This window comes from Bradyrhizobium sp. USDA 3364, assembly GCF_054056355.1.
On record NZ_JBSRYG010000002.1, the window covers coordinates 7,274,260 to 7,291,234 of the forward strand.

A 16,975-nucleotide genomic window follows, 5' to 3' on the forward strand; every position below is an offset into this window, starting at 1 on the left:
CATGAGAGATGATGGGTTTCGCTCCGCTCCATGATCACCGCCAGCTTTGGCGCAACACCCGCATCCAGTTGTCAAAAGCGATCTTGCGCAGCGTGCTCTCATCGAAGCCGCGCTCGCGCAACGCCTGGATCAAATTCTGCAGATGGCTTGCGTCCCTGAGCGGAAGCGGCATCACCGCACCATCGAAGTCGGACCCAAGGGCGACGTGATCGTCACCCATCCGTTCGACCAGGTAGCCGAGGTGGTCGGCGACCGTCTCGATCGGAGCATCCGGGTCACGGTGCCCGTCCGGGCGCACTTCGGACACGCTGAAATTGAAGCCGACGACGCCGCCTGACGCCTTGATGGCGTCGAACTGCCGGTCGGTAAGGTTGCGGGTCGCGGGGCAAACCGCATGCGCGCAGGCGTGGGTGACCACGATGGGCGCGGTGCTCAGCGTCGCCAGATCCCAGAAGCCGCGCTCGTTGAGGTGGGCTGCGTCGACCATGATTCCGAGCTCGTTACAGGCCTTCACCAGCGCCTTCCCCGCATCCGTCAGACCGGGACCGGTGTCCGGCGAACGCGGATAGGCGAACGGCACGCCGTGGCCGAAGATATTGGGACGGCTCCAGACCGGACCGAGCGAACGCAGGCCGCGGGCGTAGAGCCGTGCCAGCCCGTCCAGATCGGCGTCGATCGCCTCAGCGCCCTCCAGGTGCAGTACGATTGAAAATGCCCCGTCCCGCCGTGCTGCCTCGATGTCATCCACGGTCGTCGCCCATCGGATTTGTCCGTCGGCGCGGCCCACCATGGCCTCGAGCCCACTCAACTGGGCTTCGATGGTACGGCGCGCATAGGCCGCATCGAGCGGTTCCGCGAGACGTACCTCGTATCCATCGGCGGTCCGCCTGAACGCGTCTGCCAGCGGTCGTTCGGCCTTGGCGTACATCGCGAACAGGCCGCCCACCATGCCGCCCTCCCGGGCGCGCGGCAGATCGAGATGGCCTTGCTCCGAGCGCACCAGGAAATCGCGTCCGTCTTCCCGATACTCAATGAGGTGCTGAGCCGCGTCGTTGTGGCCGTCGAAGATCGCGATCCTGCTGTGGTCCTGCACCGCTCTGCTCTCCTTCGCCGAGCCGCTGTGGGATGGGTGGAGCGAAGCGATACCCATCATACGGAACATCGCGCTGAATCAGGCGTCGCTGGCGACTTGCGGATTGTTGACCGCCAACTGAGCCGCGAAAGCGCGCCTGTAGGCGGGCCGCGCCTCACCGCGGGCGACATAGGCCGCCAGGACAGGATGTCCGTCGAGCATGCCCGAAGGCTTCAGCCGGAGCAGCACCGACACCATCATCAGGTCACCCGCGCTGAACGCACCGTCGAGCCAGTCGGCGTCGCCCAGACGATCCGACAGCTGATCCAGCCGCTGCCGGACACGATCCTTGACCAGCGGCAGGCGCGCCTCGTGCCACGGCTTGTCGCGCTCGAACAGCCACGCAGTTACGAATTCGAGGATCGGCGGCTCCACGGTATTGAGCGCAGCGAACATCCACGAAATTGCGCGCGCCCGGGCATTCGCGTCGTCAGGCAGCAAGCCGGCATGGCGCTCGGCGAGGTGGAGCACGATCGCCCCCGTCTCGAACAGGGCGAGACCGTCCGCTTCATAGGTTGGTATCTGGCCGAACGGATGCAGCCCCAGATGCGCGGGCTCCTTCATCGCCCGAAACGAAACCAGGCGAACCGCGTAGGGCTGCCCGACCTCTTCAAGCGCCCACCGCACCCGTGTATCCCGCGCCAGTCCCTTGCCGCCGTCCGGCGACCGCTCAAAGGCGGTAATCGTGATGTTCATTACAGGTCTCTCCCTGGCGCGCATTGGCTGCGCCACGGCTGGTGGATTTGCGGCGCGCGATGATCGCTGCGCCGCCGCGCTTGTCAGCGGGTCCCGATCCTAGCTTTTTTCCGGCGGATTCTCGCGCAAAAAGCGTTCGAGATCGGGCTGCACGGAGTAAGGCTGCGGAACCGGATCGCCCTGGAAGTCGACCTGAAGATCAAGGCAGCGCCGCAGCACCCGCGCCAGTTCGCTGCGCCGGTAGGGCTTGGTCAGCAGCGGAATGCCGTGGCCGCCGCGCCCCTGCTGGGCCGGCAGGACGCCATCGCTGTAGCCGGAAGTGAACAGCACCCGCAGCGCCGGGCGCCCCGCCATCAGCGTTTCCGCCAATTGCCGGCCGTTCATGCTGCCGGGCATCACGATGTCGGTGAACAGGAGATCGAACGCGGTGCCGCGGCCAACGATCGCGAGCGCCGCATCTGCGTTGGCCGCCGTCAGCACCTTGTAGCCGAGGCTTTCGAGCTGCCCCATGACGTAGTCACGGATCGTAGGATCATCCTCGACGCACAGGATGGTCTCGTCGCCGCCCCTGACCGGCAGATCGTCCTCCTCGGTCGCGCGCTGCGCGGTGCCGTCCGCCTTGGGCAGATAGATCCTGAAGATGGTGCCGCGCCCCTGCTCGCTCCTGACCTCGATGCCGCCGCTGCTTTGCTTGACGAAGCCGAACACCATGCTGAGCCCGAGCCCGGTGCCCTGCCCGACCTCCTTGGTGGAGAAGAAAGGATCGAAGATCTTCTCCAGATGCGTCGGCGAAATTCCGGTGCCGGTATCGGCCACCTCGATCACGAGATGGTCGCCGGCGCGCTCGACGCCGTGCGCCACGGCTTCGGGAATCCCGAGCTGGATATTGCGGGTCGCAAAGGTCAGCGTGCCGCCGTCCGGCATCGCGTCGCGCGCATTGATGCCGAGATTGACCAGCGCCGCGCCAAGCTGGCTGCGGTCGACAAAGGCGAGCCAGGCGTTGCGGGCAAGCTCCGTCCTGATCTCGGTCTGCGAGCCGAGCGTCTGCGACAGCAGCCGCACCACCTCGCCGATCAGGTCGTTGACGTCGGTCTCGGCGGGCTGCAACGGCTGCTTGCGCGCGAACGCCAAAAGGCTCGAGGTGAGCTGCGCGCCGCGATCGGCGGCATCGCTGATCAGCTTGGCGATCGCGGCAAGCTGCGGGTTGTCCTTGACCCCGTCGGCAAGGATCTCAACCGTGCCGGTGATCACCGTCAGCATGTTGTTGAAGTCGTGCGCGATGCCGCCGGTCAGCCGCCCGAGCGATTCCGTCTTCTGCGCCTGGATCAGCTGCTCCTCGGCGATCCGGCGCTGGGTGATGTCCCTCACAAAGGAATTGATGATCCAGCCATCGCCGCGGCGCAGCGCATTGAGCGACACCTCGACATGGAAACGGTGGCCGTCGCGATGCACGGAGGCGGTTTCATAGCGCATGCCCATGCCGCCGCCTGCGGCCTCCTGCAGGAAGCGGGTGATGCGCTGGCGATGCGCAACCCGAAGCTCTTCCGGGAATACCAGTTCGACCACGCGATAACCGACCGCCTCAGAGCGCGTCCAGCCGGTCAGCGCCTCGGCCTGCGGGCTCCAGTCGAGAATGATGCCGTCCTGGTCGGTCTGCACGAAGGCGTCGAGCGCGGTCCTGACGATCGCCTGCGCCATCTGCTCGCTCTCGACCAGCGCCTGATGCGCCCGCCGTTGCGCGGTGACGTCGTGCAGCACGGCGACCGCGCCGCGCAGATTGCCGGCCTCGTCACGCAGCGGCCGGGCGTTGACGACGAGGCAGACGGCCGGTTCCGGCTGGTGAGGCTTTACGATCAGCTCGAAATCGTCGACGTCACCGCCGCGCAGCGCACGCGCCATCGGCGTGTCCGAAATCGGCATCTCGGTCGTGCCGTCGGCATAATAGTTCTGGAACGCGCGAACGCCGGTCATGGTGTCAAAACCGGGCTCGACGCTGTACAGCCGCCGCGCGGCGGCGTTGACGATCACGACCATCCCGTGCTCATCGGCGACCACCACCGGATCGCGGATGCTCTCGACGGTTTTTTCCAGCAGGTGCTGCCTGCTGCCCAATTGCGCCGACAGCTCAGCGAGCGTGGCGGCGAGCTGGGTCGTCTCGTCATGGCCGGCGGTACCCGTCGCCGTCTGCTGGCTGCGCGACAGCGCCTCCCCCGCCCGCACCATCTGGGCGGGCTTCCCGGACAGCGACCTCGCAATCATCTCAGCAGTCATCAACACCACCGCAACCGCACCGCCCGCGAACAGAATGCCCGGCCAGGTGACGCCATGGATGAAGCCCAGCGCGAACAGGAGCGCGACGACGGGAAGCATCATTCCCATCGCCAGACGACCCGACAAATTCATCACGACCAACTCATCGTGTCGGCTGCACACGAAAATGAAAAAGGAAAAACAGTATTCGGACAGGTCGTCGTCTGTGCCGGAGCAATATCATTGTTGCTTATCCGAGTCCGGCCTGCCAATCCGCCACTTTCGTATCCGTATTAGTACGGAGAAGAAGCAGTTTCGGTGCGTGCCCGATGCCCGTATCCGCGGGTCCGGCCCGATCTCTCCGGCGCTTGGCGACGCTGTCGATGCAGGCGACCAGGAACCAGACCGTCGCGCTATCGTGGCGCCGCGAGGATCGGGGGCCTGTTCGGCGCCCGGGGGGTGCATGGGGCGCAAACAGCGTTCCCGATCGAACTGCCATCGCTCAAGCGCAATCATGCCGTAGCATTGCGGACCAGCAAGATCTCGGCCAAAATCCCGCACAATTCCGGCGGAGTGAATTAATAGGAAAAAGCCGATGTGACGTGCAGGCTGCATGCTCATCCTCGGGTAAGCTGCAAATGCCCCACCTGCGTGCCGTTAAATGTTAGCTCGCCGAAGAGCAGACCTGCGCTCATGGCGGGCGACGCGCATTTGATGCGGAGCACAAAATGGATTCCATGCTGGACGACAAGGTCGTGAAGGGGCGGCTCGCGAGCTTGGAAGAGCAGCTTGCGAATTTCGCGCGCGAAGCTGAAATCAGTCCTTCGGGCCGGCCGACCGGCGTGAACGCGTTTCGCGCGTGGCCAGCAACGTTCCTTCGATTGGCCGATTGGCGCCACTTTGCTGTTATCGGTTTTCTGTCGGCAGCATCCATTAGTGCCGCTGCCTGGTGGTGGTCGTCATCCGGTGAGACGGCGATCGTGGCTCCCGCCGGCCCCTCACCCGTTGCGCAAAGCACGCCGAAAGAGGTTGCACCGAAGGACGCTGCCCCTTCGTCCGACCTGGCTCAGCAGCACGCGTCGATGGCGCGCGATCTCGCCGCCTTGAGGCAAGCGGTCGTACAGCTTGAGGCAAGGCAGCAACAATTGGTCCGCGACAATGAAGACCTAGCAAGCCAACTCAAGACGAGCCAGGCGGAATTGACACGCAACAACACTGTCATCGACCAGATCAAGGCAAACCAGACTCAGATGGCACGCGAAAGCCAGGCGATCACCGACCGGCTCAATGCAAGCCAAGAGCAACTGGCCGGTGTCATCGCCAACGTGTCCGTGCCAAAGGTGATGCCCGAAGAGCCGAAGGTAAGCTCCGAACAGCCGAAAGTGAGTCCTGAACAGGCAACCGCAAACTCGGACATAGCAATACCACGCCCGCCAGTACCGCGCCCGCGGCCGTCGAGCAGTGTCGCCCAGACGCGCAAGCCGGCACCGCCCGCGGCGCGGCCGCGCCCCAACAACCCGCAACCGTCGCCATGGCCATGGTCGGCGCGTTGATGCAAGTTATGGTCGCTCTGCGATAGCTAAAGAGAATATGTGCACCTTGATCGGCTTGCCAACCAGCGAGCGCGCATGATCTCCGCCGCTTCAAAACATCACGCCGTTACCGCGTTAGCTGGGACCGAAAATCATATGGAGCAGCATCGCGCCGCCCGCGAGCAGAATGCCCGGCAAGGTGACGCCATGGATGAAGCCCGGCGCGAGCAGGAGAAGGAAAACAGTCGGAAAGGTATTGTTGGCGCCGGGCAATATCGGGTGGCTTTCCGCTGTTGCTTAGCCGAGTCCGGCACGGCAATCCGCCACTTTTCGTATCGCAATAAGTACGCCTCTTTCCCGGGGCCGATTGATCCGGGGCCGCCACGGGATAGTCCATGTCGGTCAGAACCGGTGTCCTTGGTTTCCCGGGACGGGTTCCCGCCCTGGCCTATCCCGTTCGGCAGCGGACAACTGCACCTTGCGTAATGTTCGTTAGGAACGGAACCGCGTGCTCGTCATTGGAAGACTGCATTCGCCAGAGGTCGGGAGTGTGATTGACGGATTCGACATGTCAGCCGAGCGGATCGAATACCAGGGCTACCAGCTAAAGATCGTCGAGCAGCGCGGCGGCGGTTATCTGGTCGAGATCGCGCCTCTTGCCGGAGGACCGTCGATCAGGACGCAAACCTACCCGAGCACTCAAGAGGCGATTGCAAAGGCCAAAACGACCATTGAGACGCATCCCGGCCGGTGACGGTGCGACAAAACAACCCGACGGCAAATCATGTCGCGAGAACGCGAAGCTGCATCCCCATCCACAGCCGTCTATCGCGTCCTCGCAATGACGAGGTTTAGTACCGCCGCAGCCCCTACGCCGCCCGCCGCTCGCGCAGCGCGTCGCCGAAGGCCTCGAACAGCGCGCGGTTGATCGGGTTGCGCTGCGGATCGTATTCGGCGTGCCATTGCACACCGAGCGCAAAGCCGGGCGCATCCGCAATGCGGATCGCCTCGATGGTGCCGTCCTCGGCGACGCCCTCGATCACGACGCGCTTGCCGGGCTCGAGGATGCCCTGGCCGTGCAACGAATTGACCCGAATGCTCTCGCAGCCGAGGATCTTTGCAAATGCGCCACCGGGCGTGAGCGCGACGTCGTGACGGTCGGCGAACACCACGGTGGGATCGGGATGGATTTCACCGTTCTCAAGCCGCGGCATCCGGTGGTTCATGCGGCCGGGAATCTCGCGGATCTCCGGATGCAGCGAGCCGCCGAACGCGACGTTCATCTCCTGCAGGCCGCGGCAGATGCCGAAGATCGGCACGCCGCGCGCCACGCAGGCCTCCGACAGCGCCAGCGCAACGTCGTCGCGGTGGATGTCGTAGGGCTCGTGCGCCGCGCAGGGTTCGGTATTGAAGCGGGTCGGATGAACGTTGGCGCGGGCTCCGGTCAGGACGACGCCGTCGACCACGTCGAGCAAGGCGCCCACCTCGGTGATCTCGGGACTGCCCGCGAACATCAGCGGCACGGCACCCGACACCTCGGCAACCGCGCGAAGGTTGCGCTCCCCGACCATCTGGACTGTGAAACGATTTTCTATGCGATGGGCGTTTCCGATCACGCCAACCACGGGCCGTCTCATTATCGAAGTCTCGCGCAATGTTTCTTCTAAGTTTGCGACGTTGCGGAGAGGATCATGCCTTCGAGTTCCCGCCGGATCAACTGTCTATATCTGCACAGGGGGGCTTGCAGTCCTGCACAGATTCGCAGGGCCAAGGGCCCCAAAACGAGCCGGAGGCCCGGCGGTCTTGCCCGGCGCCAGGGCCGTCAGCGGCAAACCGGCACGGCCTCGGCAACTTGATCCCGGCGGGATTTTCGCCAAAGACTGCTCCGGACACGTCGCGAAGGGGGAATCACCCGTGACAGACTCGGCTGACAATCGCCTGCAGGCCCGCAACGACTTGGCATGGGCGATCGCCGTCGGCGGCATCGGCGCCGTGCTGTTCGCTGCCCTCCTGAGCTTCGCCTGGCATTTCGCCGCGACCCTGTTCCTGCTGTTCGCGGGCATGCTGCTCGGGGTCGCCCTCAACGCCATGACCACCCTGCTCGGCCGGCTGACCGGGCTGCCGCACGCGTTGCGGCTTGCGATCGTCTGCCTGGCGATGGCCGGGCTATTGTCCGGCATCGTGTTCCTCGGCGGCACCACGATCGCCCAGCAGGCGACGGTCTTGAGCAACACGATCAAATCGCAGCTCGGCAGCGTCAAGGACTTCCTCGAGCAGCATGGCGTCGACACCAGCTATCTCGATTTCACCAACGCCGCCGGCGATGCCAAGGGCGAAGGCACCGCCGTGACGACCACGACGACGACGACGCCCGCAACGTCGCAGTCCCCGACGTCCCAGTCCCACGGCATCCCCGGCGCCAGCGCGCTGGCTTCGAGCGGCGGCGCCATCATCGGCCAGACGCTGAAGGTGCTGCTCGGCACCGTCAGTGTCGTCGGCAACTTCTTCATCGTGCTGTTCCTCGGGCTAGCCTTCGCGGCCCAGCCGAGCATCTACCGCGCCGGATTGCTGTTCATCGCGCCGGCCAAATGGCGCGCGCAGGTGACCATCATCGTCGACCGGATCGGCGAGACGTTGGAGCGCTGGCTGATCGCACAGATCATCACCATGGCCGCGGTGTTCCTCGTGACCTGGATCGGCCTTGCCGTCATCGGCATTCCGAGCTCGTTCATCCTCGGCATCCAGGCTGGCCTGCTCGCCTTCATCCCGACGGTCGGCGCGATCCTCGGCGGGCTGATCGTGGTGCTGGCGAGCCTCGCCACGGGGTGGATCGCGGCGCTGTCCGCCTTCGTCCTGTTCCTCGGCGTTCACGCGCTGGAAAGCTACGTGCTGACGCCGATCATCCAGCGCCAGGCGCTCGACATTCCGCCGGCAACGCTGTTCGCGTTCCAGATCCTGCTCGGCGTTGTGTTCGGCATCTGGGGGCTGGCGCTGGCCCTGCCGCTGATGGCGATCGCCAAGGTGATGATCGATCACTTCAAGGCGGAGGACCAAGCGCCTGCAAAGGCAGCGTAAACCAACCTCAAGTCGTCAGCACGGTCTCGGTGTGCTCGACCTCGGGCGCCGCCGCGAAATACGGGCCGACCAGCGCGCGCCAGGCGGTGAAATCCTCGGAGCCGCGGAAATCGACGGTGTGGTTCTCCAGCGTCTCCCACTTGGCCACCAGCCGGTAGCGCGACGGCTTCTCGATCGAGCGGTGCAGTTCGAACCCCTTGCCGCCCTTGGCGCGCAGGAACAGCGGGCGCGCCTTGGCCACCGCGGCCTCGAAATCCTTCTCGCTGCCGGGCTTGACGTCGATCTGTGCGATTTCCGTGATCATCGGGCCGTGGCCTCCCTTTTGGCATCCCTTGGGAAAGGCCCCGTCTCTAGCCCAGCCGGCCCAAAAGCAAAAGGCGCCCGCGCGGGCGCCTCCTCCGCCGATCTTGCAGCGGCTCAACGGAACAGCAGGACTGTACCGATGACCATCAGCATCACGCCGAGCAGCATCACGAGCGGCCACCGACTCTTCGGCGGTTCATACCGCCCCTGCGCACGCCGTTCGGCGATCAGCGCCGTCTCGTATTCATGCGAGTCCGCGAACAGGCATGCGAAGCCGCCGCGCGCCGAAACCGCGTCGGCTTCGAGCGACATCAGGGCGGATTGCGGATTGCGGGTGCTGATCGACTCCATGCCGAAAGCATGGGATCGAATGGTTAACCAGTCGTTACCGCTGTTATATCCGGGCGATCGCCGGCTTCTGCCGCTCCGATGCCGGCAGGCCCGCCGTCTTGCGCCGCCAGTTCTCCAGCGAGAGCGGCAATTCCTCCGCCGCCTCGACGCGGTTGCGGCCGCCGCGCTTGGCCTGGTAGAGCGCGGTATCGGCCGCGGCCAGCAGCACCTCGAGCTCGGTCCCGGCGGGTCCGCCGGCGACGCCGATGCTGACCGTGGTGTCGACCGCACCTTCCTCGCAGCTGATGTTGCTGTTCTCGAAGGCCTCGCGCACGCGCTCGGCGACCAGCACGCCCTCCTCCAGCGAGCACGGCAGCAGCGCCGCGAACTCCTCGCCGCCGATCCGGCCCGACAGATCGCTGATCCTGAGATTGTTGACCACCACGGCGGAGAACAGTTTCAGGATCTCGTCGCCCGCGGGATGGCCGAACCGGTCGTTGATCGACTTGAAGTGGTCGAGGTCGAAGATCATCACCGTGACCGGCCGGCCGCCGTCGGCCTCGCGCTCGATCACGCGCGCGCAGGCCTCGGAGAAGCCGCGGCGATTGAGCATGCCGCTCAAGGGATCGATCGACGCGGCGGTCTTGTGCACGGCCACCGCGCGGTCCGACACCATCATGAAGATCACGAACACCGTGCCGATCGCGTACAGCACGAGCTCGATCGAGAACAGCGTGACCCAGAAGCTGGAGACCAAATTCTGGCCGTTAAGTCGCAGCAGGTCGCCGATCAGGATCGGCAGCATCAGCACGCAGCCATGGGCGACCGGGATGACGATCGCAATCCAGCGCCTTTGCATTGCGCGGCGGCGCTCGCCCCAGAGTTCGGAGGCGGTCAGCGCGGCGTAGATCGCGACGATCGCGGCGCCGATCGTCAGGCGGAGAGCCGGATCTTCCACCGTCGTTACGGCACCGATCCACGCGACCGGGCCGAGCACGAGGCCCGGCAGATTGGCCTTGCGGCCGTGGAAGATGCGCGAGGCATTCCACACCATGCCGCAGGCGACGAAGCCGATCGCGTTGAGGCCCAGCAGGACGAGAGGATCGAGCATCGTGCTGCCGACCGTCCAGAGCGCGACCGACGTCGCGCCGAGCAGATAGGCGGTGCCCCACCATTTCAGCGCGGCAATGTTCTCCTGCCTGCCGAACAACCAGAGCATGGCGCCGAGCATGCCCGCGACCATGGTGGCGAACAAATACAGTGTCGATGGATCGAACGACATAAAGTCACCCCAGCCCGGTGATGCAACGTTCGCAGGCGCAATTAATACGGTGATGCAGCGCCAGTGCGAGATGTCACGCTAGAAGGCCCGAGTTCCAATTTCGTTTGCACGCACACGCAAGTTTTCATGAAAAACTGCGCTAATTCGTCGAAGCACACGCCGCCAGGCGCAGCAAAAAGGGCGCCTCGCGGCGCCCTCTGCAACTCGATGCGCGCGGCAATTGCCGCGAATTTTAGAACTCGAATTAGCGCTTCGAGAACTGGAAGGACTTGCGGGCCTTCGCCTTGCCGTACTTCTTGCGCTCGACCGAGCGGCTATCGCGGGTCAGGAAGCCGCCCTTCTTGAGGACGCCGCGCAGCTCGGGCTCGAAGTTGGTCAGCGCCTTCGAGATGCCGTGGCGAACCGCACCGGCCTGGCCGGACAGACCGCCGCCGGCGACGGTGCAGATCACGTCGTACTGGCCGTTACGCGCGGCCGCGACCAGCGGCTGCTGGATCATCATGCGCAGCACCGGGCGGGCGAAGTAGACTTCGAACTCGCGGGTGTTGACCGAGATCTTGCCCGAACCGGGCTTGACCCAGACGCGGGCGACCGCGTCCTTGCGCTTGCCGGTGGCGTAAGCGCGGTTGTACTTGTCGACCTTCTTGACGTACTTCGGCGCGTCGGGCGCCGCCGGCTTGACCTGCGAGAGCTGGTCGAGGGACTGCAACGTATCGGACATTATGCGGCCCTCGTGTTCTTGCGATTCAGGGAAGCGATATCGACCTTCTCGGGGCTCTGGGCTTCATGCGGATGCTCGGCACCCGGATAGACGCGCAGGTTGCCCATCTGCATGCGGCCGAGCGGGCCGCGCGGGATCATGCGCTCGATCGCCTTCTCGACGACGCGCTCGGGGAAGCGACCCTCGAGGATCTGCTTCGCGGTGCGCTCCTTGATGCCACCGATGAAGCCGGTGTGCTTGTAGTAGGTCTTCTGGTCGCGCTTGCGGCCGGTCAGCACCACATGCGCGGCGTTGACGATGATGACGTTGTCGCCGCAATCGACATGCGGGGTGTAGGTGGGCAGGTGTTTGCCGCGCAGGCGCATCGCGACGAGCGTGGCGAGACGACCGACGACCAGACCCTTGGCGTCGATCACAACCCACTTCTTCGTCACTTCGGCGGGCTTGGCCGAGAACGTGCTCATGTGTGAAATCCGTGAAAAGGAAATCGGCGCCGTATGCGCCGAACTGGCGGCTTTCTAGAGAAGCCGTAGCCGCGCGTCAACGTCGACACACCATAATTACATCAGAAAAAACAATGACTTAAAAATATGGTGCAATAATACCGCAAAAAAGACTATGGATTTGGAATGGAATAGGTCGCCGTAACATGCGCGATCGGATCGGGCGAAGTGCCGGACAGCAGGTTCACCTCGCCGACCGCAAGCCGCTTGCCGAGCTTGAGCAGTTTGGCGACCGCGAGCACGTCCTGGCCCGGCTGGCCCTTGCGCAGGAAATTGATGTTGAGGTTGGTGGTGACGGCGAGGCCGATCGGCCCGATCGCCGACAACAGCACCACATACATCGCGAAATCCGCCAGCCCCATCAGGGTCGGCCCGGACACGGTGCCGCCCGGGCGCAACATGCGCTCGCTGAAGCGCTGGCGCAGCAGGGCCGTCTCGCCGTCGGCGCTTTCGATCCTGATGTCGTCGTGGGTGAACGCCTGCGGAAATTCCTTGCGCAGGAACTCCTCCAGATCAGCCACGCTCATTTTCGCAATCGCCATGCGGTCCCTGCCCTCGCTTCAGCCTGCCTGTTACATTAAATTGTCACAGACACGATAGAGGAATTTCGTCATGTCCGCCCAGGCCGTCCGCGCGGAAGCGCCACAACACCAGCCGATCCTGCTGCGCGAAACCGTCGGCAGTATCGCGCTCCTGACGGTCAATCGCCCGGCGGCGCGCAACAGCCTCTCCGAAGGCCTGATCGGCGAGCTGCACGCTGCGCTGAACGATATCGGCGGCGACAAGCGCATTCGTGCCGTCGTGCTCGCCGCCAACGGTCCGGCGTTCTGCGCCGGCCACGACCTCAAGGAGCTCACCGCGCGCCGCACCGACGCCGATCGCGGCCGCGCTTATTTCGCGCAGATCATGAACGCCTGCAGCGCGATGATGCAGACGATCGTGCGCCTGCCGAAGCCGGTGGTCGCCTCCGTCCAGGGCGTCGCCACCGCCGCCGGCTGCCAGCTCGTCGCAAGCTGCGACCTCGCGGTCGCCTCCGATGCGGCGGCGTTCGCGACACCGGGCGTCGACATCGGGCTGTTCTGCTCGACCCCGATGGTGGCGCTGTCGCGCAACGTGCCGCGCAAGCAGGCGATGGAAATGCTGCTGACCGGTGAACCGGTCTCCGCGGCGACGGCGCAGAGCATCGGTCTCGTCAACCGCGTGGTGTCGGCAGGCACCGAACGCGACGCCGCGATCGCGCTGGCCGAGAAGGTCGCGCTGAAATCGGCCTACACCGTCAAGCTCGGCAAGGAGGCGTTCTATCGCCAGGCCGAGATGAACCTCGCCGACGCCTATCGTTTCGCCGCCGAGGTGATGACCGAAAACATGATGGCGCGCGACGCCGAGGAAGGTATCGGCGCCTTCATCGAGAAGCGTGATCCGAAGTGGCAGGATCGATAATCCTCATCCTGAGGAGCCGCGCCAGCGGCGTCTCGAAGGATGCAGGCCCGTATGTTGCCTCATGGTTCGAGACGCGCGTTCCGCGCTCCTCACCATGAGGATCTAAGGAAAGCAGATGAATCACGACGCCTACGACGACAACTACATCCGCAGCATCCTGAACAACGTCAAATCGATCGCGATGGTCGGCGCCTCGCCGGTCAACGTGCGGCCGAGCTATTTCGCCTTCAAATATCTGGCGCAGCGCGGCTACGACATGATCCCGGTCAACCCCGGCCATGTCGGCAAGGAGCTGATGGGCAAGCCGTTCGTCGCCTCGCTTGCCGATATCGGCCGCCCGATCGACATGATCGACATCTTCCGCAATTCGAGCCACATCATGCCTGTCGTCGAGGAGGCGCTGAAATTGTCACCGCTGCCGAAGGTGATCTGGATGCAGCTCGGCGCACGCGACGATGCCGCGGCCGAAAAGGCGGAGGCCGCCGGCCTCAAGGTGGTGATGAATCGCTGCCCGAAGATCGAGTATGGCCGGCTGTCGTCGGAGATCTCGTGGATGGGCGTCAATTCCCGCACGCTCAGTTCCAAGCGCGCGCCGATCCCGACCCAGGGCATGCGGTTGTCCCTCAACCGCACGAGCTTTGGCGGCGGCCAGACTGCGGCATCGGACCGCGCGGCGAAAAACAAAACCGAGACGCCCTGACGTTTCCGCGGAATAATCGTCGCGATCATCCGATCGAGCGCAGCATGCCCGTTTCAAGCCGCGGAGGGCGTACCGACGCGGCTTGACGGCGGGCGTGACCGCCATCAGCATGCCGCGCATTTCGACCAGGCCACAACAGGATACAAAAGAATGACCGATCGCCTTCCGGGATTTTCCACCCTCGCCGTGCATGCGGGCGCGCAGCCTGATCCCACCACCGGCGCGCGGGCGACGCCGATCTATCAGACCACGTCATTCGTCTTCAACGACGCCGACCATGCCGCCTCGCTGTTCGGCCTGCAGGCCTTCGGCAACATCTATACCCGCATCGGCAACCCGACCAACGCCGTGCTCGAGGAACGCGTCGCGGCGCTCGAAGGCGGCACGGCGGCGCTGGCGGTTGCCTCCGGCCACGCGGCGCAGCTCGTCGTGCTGCAGCAGCTCTTGAAACCCGGCGACGAGATCATCGCCGCGCGCAAGCTCTATGGCGGCTCGATCAACCAGTTCACCCACGCCTTCAAGGCGTTCGGCTGGAATGTGGCCTGGGCCGATCCGGACGAAATCGAAACCTTCGAACGCGCGGTGACGCCGCACACCAAGGCGATCTTCATCGAGTCGATCGCCAACCCGGCCGGCAGCATCACCGATATCGAGGCGATCGCGGCCGTCGCGCGCAAGGCCGGCGTGCCGCTGATCGTCGACAACACGCTGGCCTCGCCCTACCTGATCAAGCCGATCGATCACGGTGCCGACATCGTCGTGCACTCCCTGACCAAATTCCTCGGCGGCCACGGCAATTCGCTCGGCGGCATCATCGTCGATGCCGGTACCTTCGACTGGTCGAAGGACAACAAATATCCGATGCTGAGCGAGCCGCGCCCGGAATATCACGGCATCCGGATCCAGGAGACCTTCGGTAATTTCGCCTTCGCGATCGCCTGCCGCGTGCTCGGGTTGCGCGACCTCGGTCCCGCGCTGTCGCCGTTCAACGCCTTCATGATCCTCACGGGCATCGAGACGCTGCCGCTGCGCATGCAGAAGCACTGCGACAATGCCAAGGCGGTGGCGGAATTCCTCTCCACCCACCCCGCCGTCTCGGCGGTGAACTATGCCGGCCTGCCCGGCGACAGGTACAATGCCCTGCAGCGCAAATACGCGCCGAAGGGTGCCGGTGCGGTGTTCACCTTCAGCCTCAAGGGCGGCTATGACGCGGGCGTCAACCTGGTGTCGAACCTGAGACTGTTCTCGCATCTCGCCAATGTCGGCGACACCCGCTCGCTGGTGATCCATCCGGCCTCCACCACGCACAGCCAGCTCGACGACGCCGCCAAGGTGAAGTCGGGCGCGGCGCCCGAGGTGGTGCGGCTCTCGATCGGCATCGAGGACAAGGAAGATCTGATCGCGGACCTCGACCAGGCCCTGCGCGCCTGATCCGGCCGACGGTTCCGGAGCGGTGCGCCCGCATCGCTCCGGCAATTTTCCCCGACGATCTCGTTAACGCTTAATACCGACAGGTCTCTCGTTAACGTTCAATCCGGCTTAAAGTGGCAGTGATAGGCTCCGGATGATTCGGGAGACCATTGATGCTGCGCTGGATTTTGCCGCTCGCGATCGCGCTGTTTGCGCTTCCGCCCGCCGAGGCCGCCGACGCCCCTAAGCCCGCCACCGTCAAGGCTGCACGCCAGCTGCCGGCCGGCCTGCCGCGCCGGCACTACGCCTACCGCACCACCATTACGGGGCCGACCTATGTGCGGCGTGGGCGCCAGCTCGTGGTCGTCGAGCCCGTGGTCGTTGAGCCCGTGGTGATCCCGCTCAATTCTGAGCCGTATATCGTGTTCCCGCCTGGCGAACCGCTGCTGCCCGGATCGGCGGCACTACCCGGCTATTACGGCGACGCTCGCTCCTACAGCTATCTCGGCCCGTACTACGGCGGCGCCTATGTGACCTATTGGGACCGCTTGCCCTACGCCTGCGGCGTCTACGGCTACTGCTAGCGCGGAACCATCGCGTGGCCAGATCGCCGCAGAAATCCAGCGCACCGGCCTCGGGAAACGCTGTCACCGCCGACCTCGTCGCGGTGCTGGTCGCCGTCACCGACGGCACGCCGAAGACCATGACCATCGCCGGCGGCTCGGCGCTGCCGAGCGGTCCGTTCGAGTTCACCCACCGCTCGCTGCAGACCGCGCTGCGGGCCTGGGTCGAGGCCCAGACCGGCCATCCGCTCGGCTACGTCGAGCAGCTCTACACCTTCGCCGACCGCGGGCGCTCCGGCGACGTCAAGGGGCCGCATAGCGTCTCGATCAGCTATCTCGGCCTGACCCGCGAGGACCGGGTCGGCGAAGGCTTCGAGGCGCACTGGTCCGGCTGGTACGACTACTTCCCCTGGGAGGATCATCGCGCCGGCGCGCCGGCTTGCCTCGCCAAGACGATCGCGCCGAAGCTGAAAGCCTGGGCGAAGGCAGCGCCGTCACCGACCTTGCAGCGCGAGCGCTGGCAGCGCTGCGCCATCACCTTCGGTCTCGATGATCGCGACTGGAACGAAGAACTGGTGTTGCAGCGCTATGAGCTGCTCTGGGAGGCATCGCTGATCCCGGAAGCCAACTATTCGCGCGGCCGTGAAGCACCGGTCGTGCCGGGCAAGCCGATGACGGCGGATCATCGCCGCATCCTCGCAACCGGAATCGCGCGGCTGCGCGCCAAGATCAAATACCGTCCGGTGGTCTTCGAGCTGATGCCGGCCGAGTTCACCCTGCTGCAACTGCAACGCAGTGTTGAGGCGCTCGCAGGCCGACTGGTCCACAAGCAGAATTTCCGGCGGCTCATCGAGCAGCAGGAACTCGTTGAAGAGACTGGTGCAATGGCCGCCGATACCGTCGGACGGCCGGCCAAGCTGTTCCGCTTCCGCCACGCCGTTCTGGCCGAACGGGCCGCCGCCGGCACCAAGCTTCCGCTTTCGCGCACTTGACAGGTCTTATGCTCAGGATAAGTATAAGCCATCTTATGCTCACGGA

General features: G+C 64.9%; 19 protein-coding genes. 8 read left to right on the forward strand and 11 right to left on the reverse strand.

What is annotated here, in order from left to right; all coding sequences use genetic code 11:
* Positions 1-34: 34 nt before the first annotated feature.
* The 3 genes from ACVILL_RS34165 to ACVILL_RS34175 all read right to left on the reverse strand — a co-directional run bounded on the left by ACVILL_RS34165 (position 35) and on the right by ACVILL_RS34175 (position 4,201).
* A complete protein-coding gene (locus ACVILL_RS34165) occupies positions 35-1,093 on the reverse strand; it encodes a dipeptidase (RefSeq protein WP_456733067.1) in 1,059 nt (352 codons plus the stop codon).
* Between the two features lie 78 nt (positions 1,094-1,171).
* Complete coding sequence (locus ACVILL_RS34170) at positions 1,172-1,828, reverse strand: glutathione S-transferase family protein (protein WP_456733068.1); 657 nt, start codon at positions 1,826-1,828, stop codon at positions 1,172-1,174.
* A 99-nt stretch (positions 1,829-1,927) separates the two neighbouring features.
* The gene (locus tag ACVILL_RS34175; RefSeq protein WP_456733069.1) at positions 1,928-4,201 is read right to left on the reverse strand and encodes a PAS domain S-box protein; all 2,274 of its coding nucleotides are present in this window, start codon (positions 4,199-4,201) and stop codon (positions 1,928-1,930) included.
* 605 nt (positions 4,202-4,806) lie between these two features.
* Between ACVILL_RS34175 and ACVILL_RS34180 the strand changes: the two genes are divergently transcribed.
* Positions 4,807-5,631: a hypothetical protein gene (locus tag ACVILL_RS34180; RefSeq protein ID WP_456733070.1), complete on the forward strand. Its 825-nt coding sequence runs from the start codon at positions 4,807-4,809 to the stop codon at positions 5,629-5,631.
* A 114-nt stretch (positions 5,632-5,745) separates the two neighbouring features.
* Here ACVILL_RS34180 and ACVILL_RS34185 read toward each other — a convergent pair whose 3' ends face one another.
* Positions 5,746-5,883, reverse strand: coding sequence for a hypothetical protein (locus tag ACVILL_RS34185; protein ID WP_456733071.1), 138 nt, complete (start codon positions 5,881-5,883; stop codon positions 5,746-5,748).
* Positions 5,884-6,160: 277 nt separating this feature from the next.
* Here ACVILL_RS34185 and ACVILL_RS34190 point away from each other — a divergent pair, with 277 nt between their 5' ends.
* Positions 6,161-6,364: a hypothetical protein gene (locus ACVILL_RS34190; protein ID WP_456733072.1), complete on the forward strand. Its 204-nt coding sequence runs from the start codon at positions 6,161-6,163 to the stop codon at positions 6,362-6,364.
* Positions 6,365-6,479: 115 nt separating this feature from the next.
* Here ACVILL_RS34190 and ACVILL_RS34195 read toward each other — a convergent pair whose 3' ends face one another.
* Positions 6,480-7,247 (reverse strand): gamma-glutamyl-gamma-aminobutyrate hydrolase family protein, encoded by a 768-nt coding sequence (locus ACVILL_RS34195; protein ID WP_456733073.1) that lies wholly within the window; start codon positions 7,245-7,247, stop codon positions 6,480-6,482.
* Positions 7,248-7,524: 277 nt separating this feature from the next.
* Between ACVILL_RS34195 and ACVILL_RS34200 the strand changes: the two genes are divergently transcribed.
* Positions 7,525-8,685, forward strand: coding sequence for an AI-2E family transporter (locus ACVILL_RS34200; protein WP_456733074.1), 1,161 nt, complete (start codon positions 7,525-7,527; stop codon positions 8,683-8,685).
* Positions 8,686-8,692: 7 nt separating this feature from the next.
* Here ACVILL_RS34200 and ACVILL_RS34205 read toward each other — a convergent pair whose 3' ends face one another.
* From ACVILL_RS34205 to ACVILL_RS34230, 6 genes are all read right to left on the reverse strand, one after another.
* On the reverse strand, positions 8,693-8,989 hold the full coding sequence (locus ACVILL_RS34205; RefSeq protein ID WP_076857811.1) for an antibiotic biosynthesis monooxygenase family protein: 297 nt from the start codon (positions 8,987-8,989) through the stop codon (positions 8,693-8,695).
* A gap of 113 nt (positions 8,990-9,102) precedes the next feature.
* Positions 9,103-9,339 carry a hypothetical protein gene (locus ACVILL_RS34210; protein ID WP_456733075.1) on the reverse strand — a complete coding sequence of 79 codons (237 nt, stop codon included), beginning with the start codon at positions 9,337-9,339 and terminating at the stop codon, positions 9,103-9,105.
* 43 nt (positions 9,340-9,382) lie between these two features.
* Entirely contained in the window at positions 9,383-10,600 is a 1,218-nt protein-coding gene (locus ACVILL_RS34215) for a GGDEF domain-containing protein (RefSeq protein ID WP_456733076.1), read from the reverse strand.
* A gap of 244 nt (positions 10,601-10,844) precedes the next feature.
* Positions 10,845-11,321 (reverse strand): 30S ribosomal protein S9, encoded by a 477-nt coding sequence (rpsI, locus tag ACVILL_RS34220; protein ID WP_028333930.1) that lies wholly within the window; start codon positions 11,319-11,321, stop codon positions 10,845-10,847.
* Positions 11,321-11,785: a 50S ribosomal protein L13 gene (gene rplM / locus ACVILL_RS34225; RefSeq protein WP_021079117.1), complete on the reverse strand. Its 465-nt coding sequence runs from the start codon at positions 11,783-11,785 to the stop codon at positions 11,321-11,323. The genes rpsI and rplM overlap by 1 nt, the downstream gene beginning before the upstream one ends.
* Positions 11,786-11,937: 152 nt before the next feature.
* Positions 11,938-12,366 carry a PaaI family thioesterase gene (locus ACVILL_RS34230; RefSeq protein WP_456733077.1) on the reverse strand — a complete coding sequence of 143 codons (429 nt, stop codon included), beginning with the start codon at positions 12,364-12,366 and terminating at the stop codon, positions 11,938-11,940.
* 70 nt (positions 12,367-12,436) lie between these two features.
* On the opposite strand from ACVILL_RS34230, the gene ACVILL_RS34235 reads away from it, so the two are divergent.
* From ACVILL_RS34235 to ACVILL_RS34255, 5 genes are all read left to right on the forward strand, one after another.
* Entirely contained in the window at positions 12,437-13,264 is an 828-nt protein-coding gene (locus ACVILL_RS34235; protein WP_456733078.1) for an enoyl-CoA hydratase, read from the forward strand.
* A 115-nt stretch (positions 13,265-13,379) separates the two neighbouring features.
* Positions 13,380-13,964 carry a CoA-binding protein gene (locus ACVILL_RS34240; protein ID WP_456733079.1) on the forward strand — a complete coding sequence of 195 codons (585 nt, stop codon included), beginning with the start codon at positions 13,380-13,382 and terminating at the stop codon, positions 13,962-13,964.
* Positions 13,965-14,114: 150 nt separating this feature from the next.
* Positions 14,115-15,395, forward strand: coding sequence for an O-acetylhomoserine aminocarboxypropyltransferase (locus ACVILL_RS34245; RefSeq protein ID WP_456733080.1), 1,281 nt, complete (start codon positions 14,115-14,117; stop codon positions 15,393-15,395).
* Positions 15,396-15,547: 152 nt separating this feature from the next.
* Positions 15,548-15,958: a hypothetical protein gene (locus ACVILL_RS34250; protein WP_456733081.1), complete on the forward strand. Its 411-nt coding sequence runs from the start codon at positions 15,548-15,550 to the stop codon at positions 15,956-15,958.
* Positions 15,959-15,972: 14 nt separating this feature from the next.
* Positions 15,973-16,929: an NUDIX hydrolase gene (locus ACVILL_RS34255; RefSeq protein WP_456733082.1), complete on the forward strand. Its 957-nt coding sequence runs from the start codon at positions 15,973-15,975 to the stop codon at positions 16,927-16,929.
* Positions 16,930-16,975: the final 46 nt, after the last annotated feature.

Coding starts and splice junctions, on each gene's coding strand:
- ACVILL_RS34170 (WP_456733068.1), bottom strand. CDS start 1,828: ATGAACATCACGATTACCGCCTTTGAGCGGTCGCCGGACGGCGGCAAG.
- ACVILL_RS34175 (WP_456733069.1), bottom strand. CDS start 4,201: ATGATGCTTCCCGTCGTCGCGCTCCTGTTCGCGCTGGGCTTCATCCAT.
- ACVILL_RS34180 (WP_456733070.1), top strand. CDS start 4,807: ATGGATTCCATGCTGGACGACAAGGTCGTGAAGGGGCGGCTCGCGAGC.
- ACVILL_RS34195 (WP_456733073.1), bottom strand. CDS start 7,247: ATGAGACGGCCCGTGGTTGGCGTGATCGGAAACGCCCATCGCATAGAA.
- ACVILL_RS34205 (WP_076857811.1), bottom strand. CDS start 8,989: ATGATCACGGAAATCGCACAGATCGACGTCAAGCCCGGCAGCGAGAAG.
- ACVILL_RS34210 (WP_456733075.1), bottom strand. CDS start 9,339: ATGGAGTCGATCAGCACCCGCAATCCGCAATCCGCCCTGATGTCGCTC.
- ACVILL_RS34215 (WP_456733076.1), bottom strand. CDS start 10,600: ATGTCGTTCGATCCATCGACACTGTATTTGTTCGCCACCATGGTCGCG.
- rpsI (WP_028333930.1), bottom strand. CDS start 11,321: ATGTCCGATACGTTGCAGTCCCTCGACCAGCTCTCGCAGGTCAAGCCG.
- rplM (WP_021079117.1), bottom strand. CDS start 11,785: ATGAGCACGTTCTCGGCCAAGCCCGCCGAAGTGACGAAGAAGTGGGTT.
- ACVILL_RS34230 (WP_456733077.1), bottom strand. CDS start 12,366: ATGGCGATTGCGAAAATGAGCGTGGCTGATCTGGAGGAGTTCCTGCGC.
- ACVILL_RS34235 (WP_456733078.1), top strand. CDS start 12,437: ATGTCCGCCCAGGCCGTCCGCGCGGAAGCGCCACAACACCAGCCGATC.
- ACVILL_RS34240 (WP_456733079.1), top strand. CDS start 13,380: ATGAATCACGACGCCTACGACGACAACTACATCCGCAGCATCCTGAAC.
- ACVILL_RS34245 (WP_456733080.1), top strand. CDS start 14,115: ATGACCGATCGCCTTCCGGGATTTTCCACCCTCGCCGTGCATGCGGGC.
- ACVILL_RS34250 (WP_456733081.1), top strand. CDS start 15,548: ATGCTGCGCTGGATTTTGCCGCTCGCGATCGCGCTGTTTGCGCTTCCG.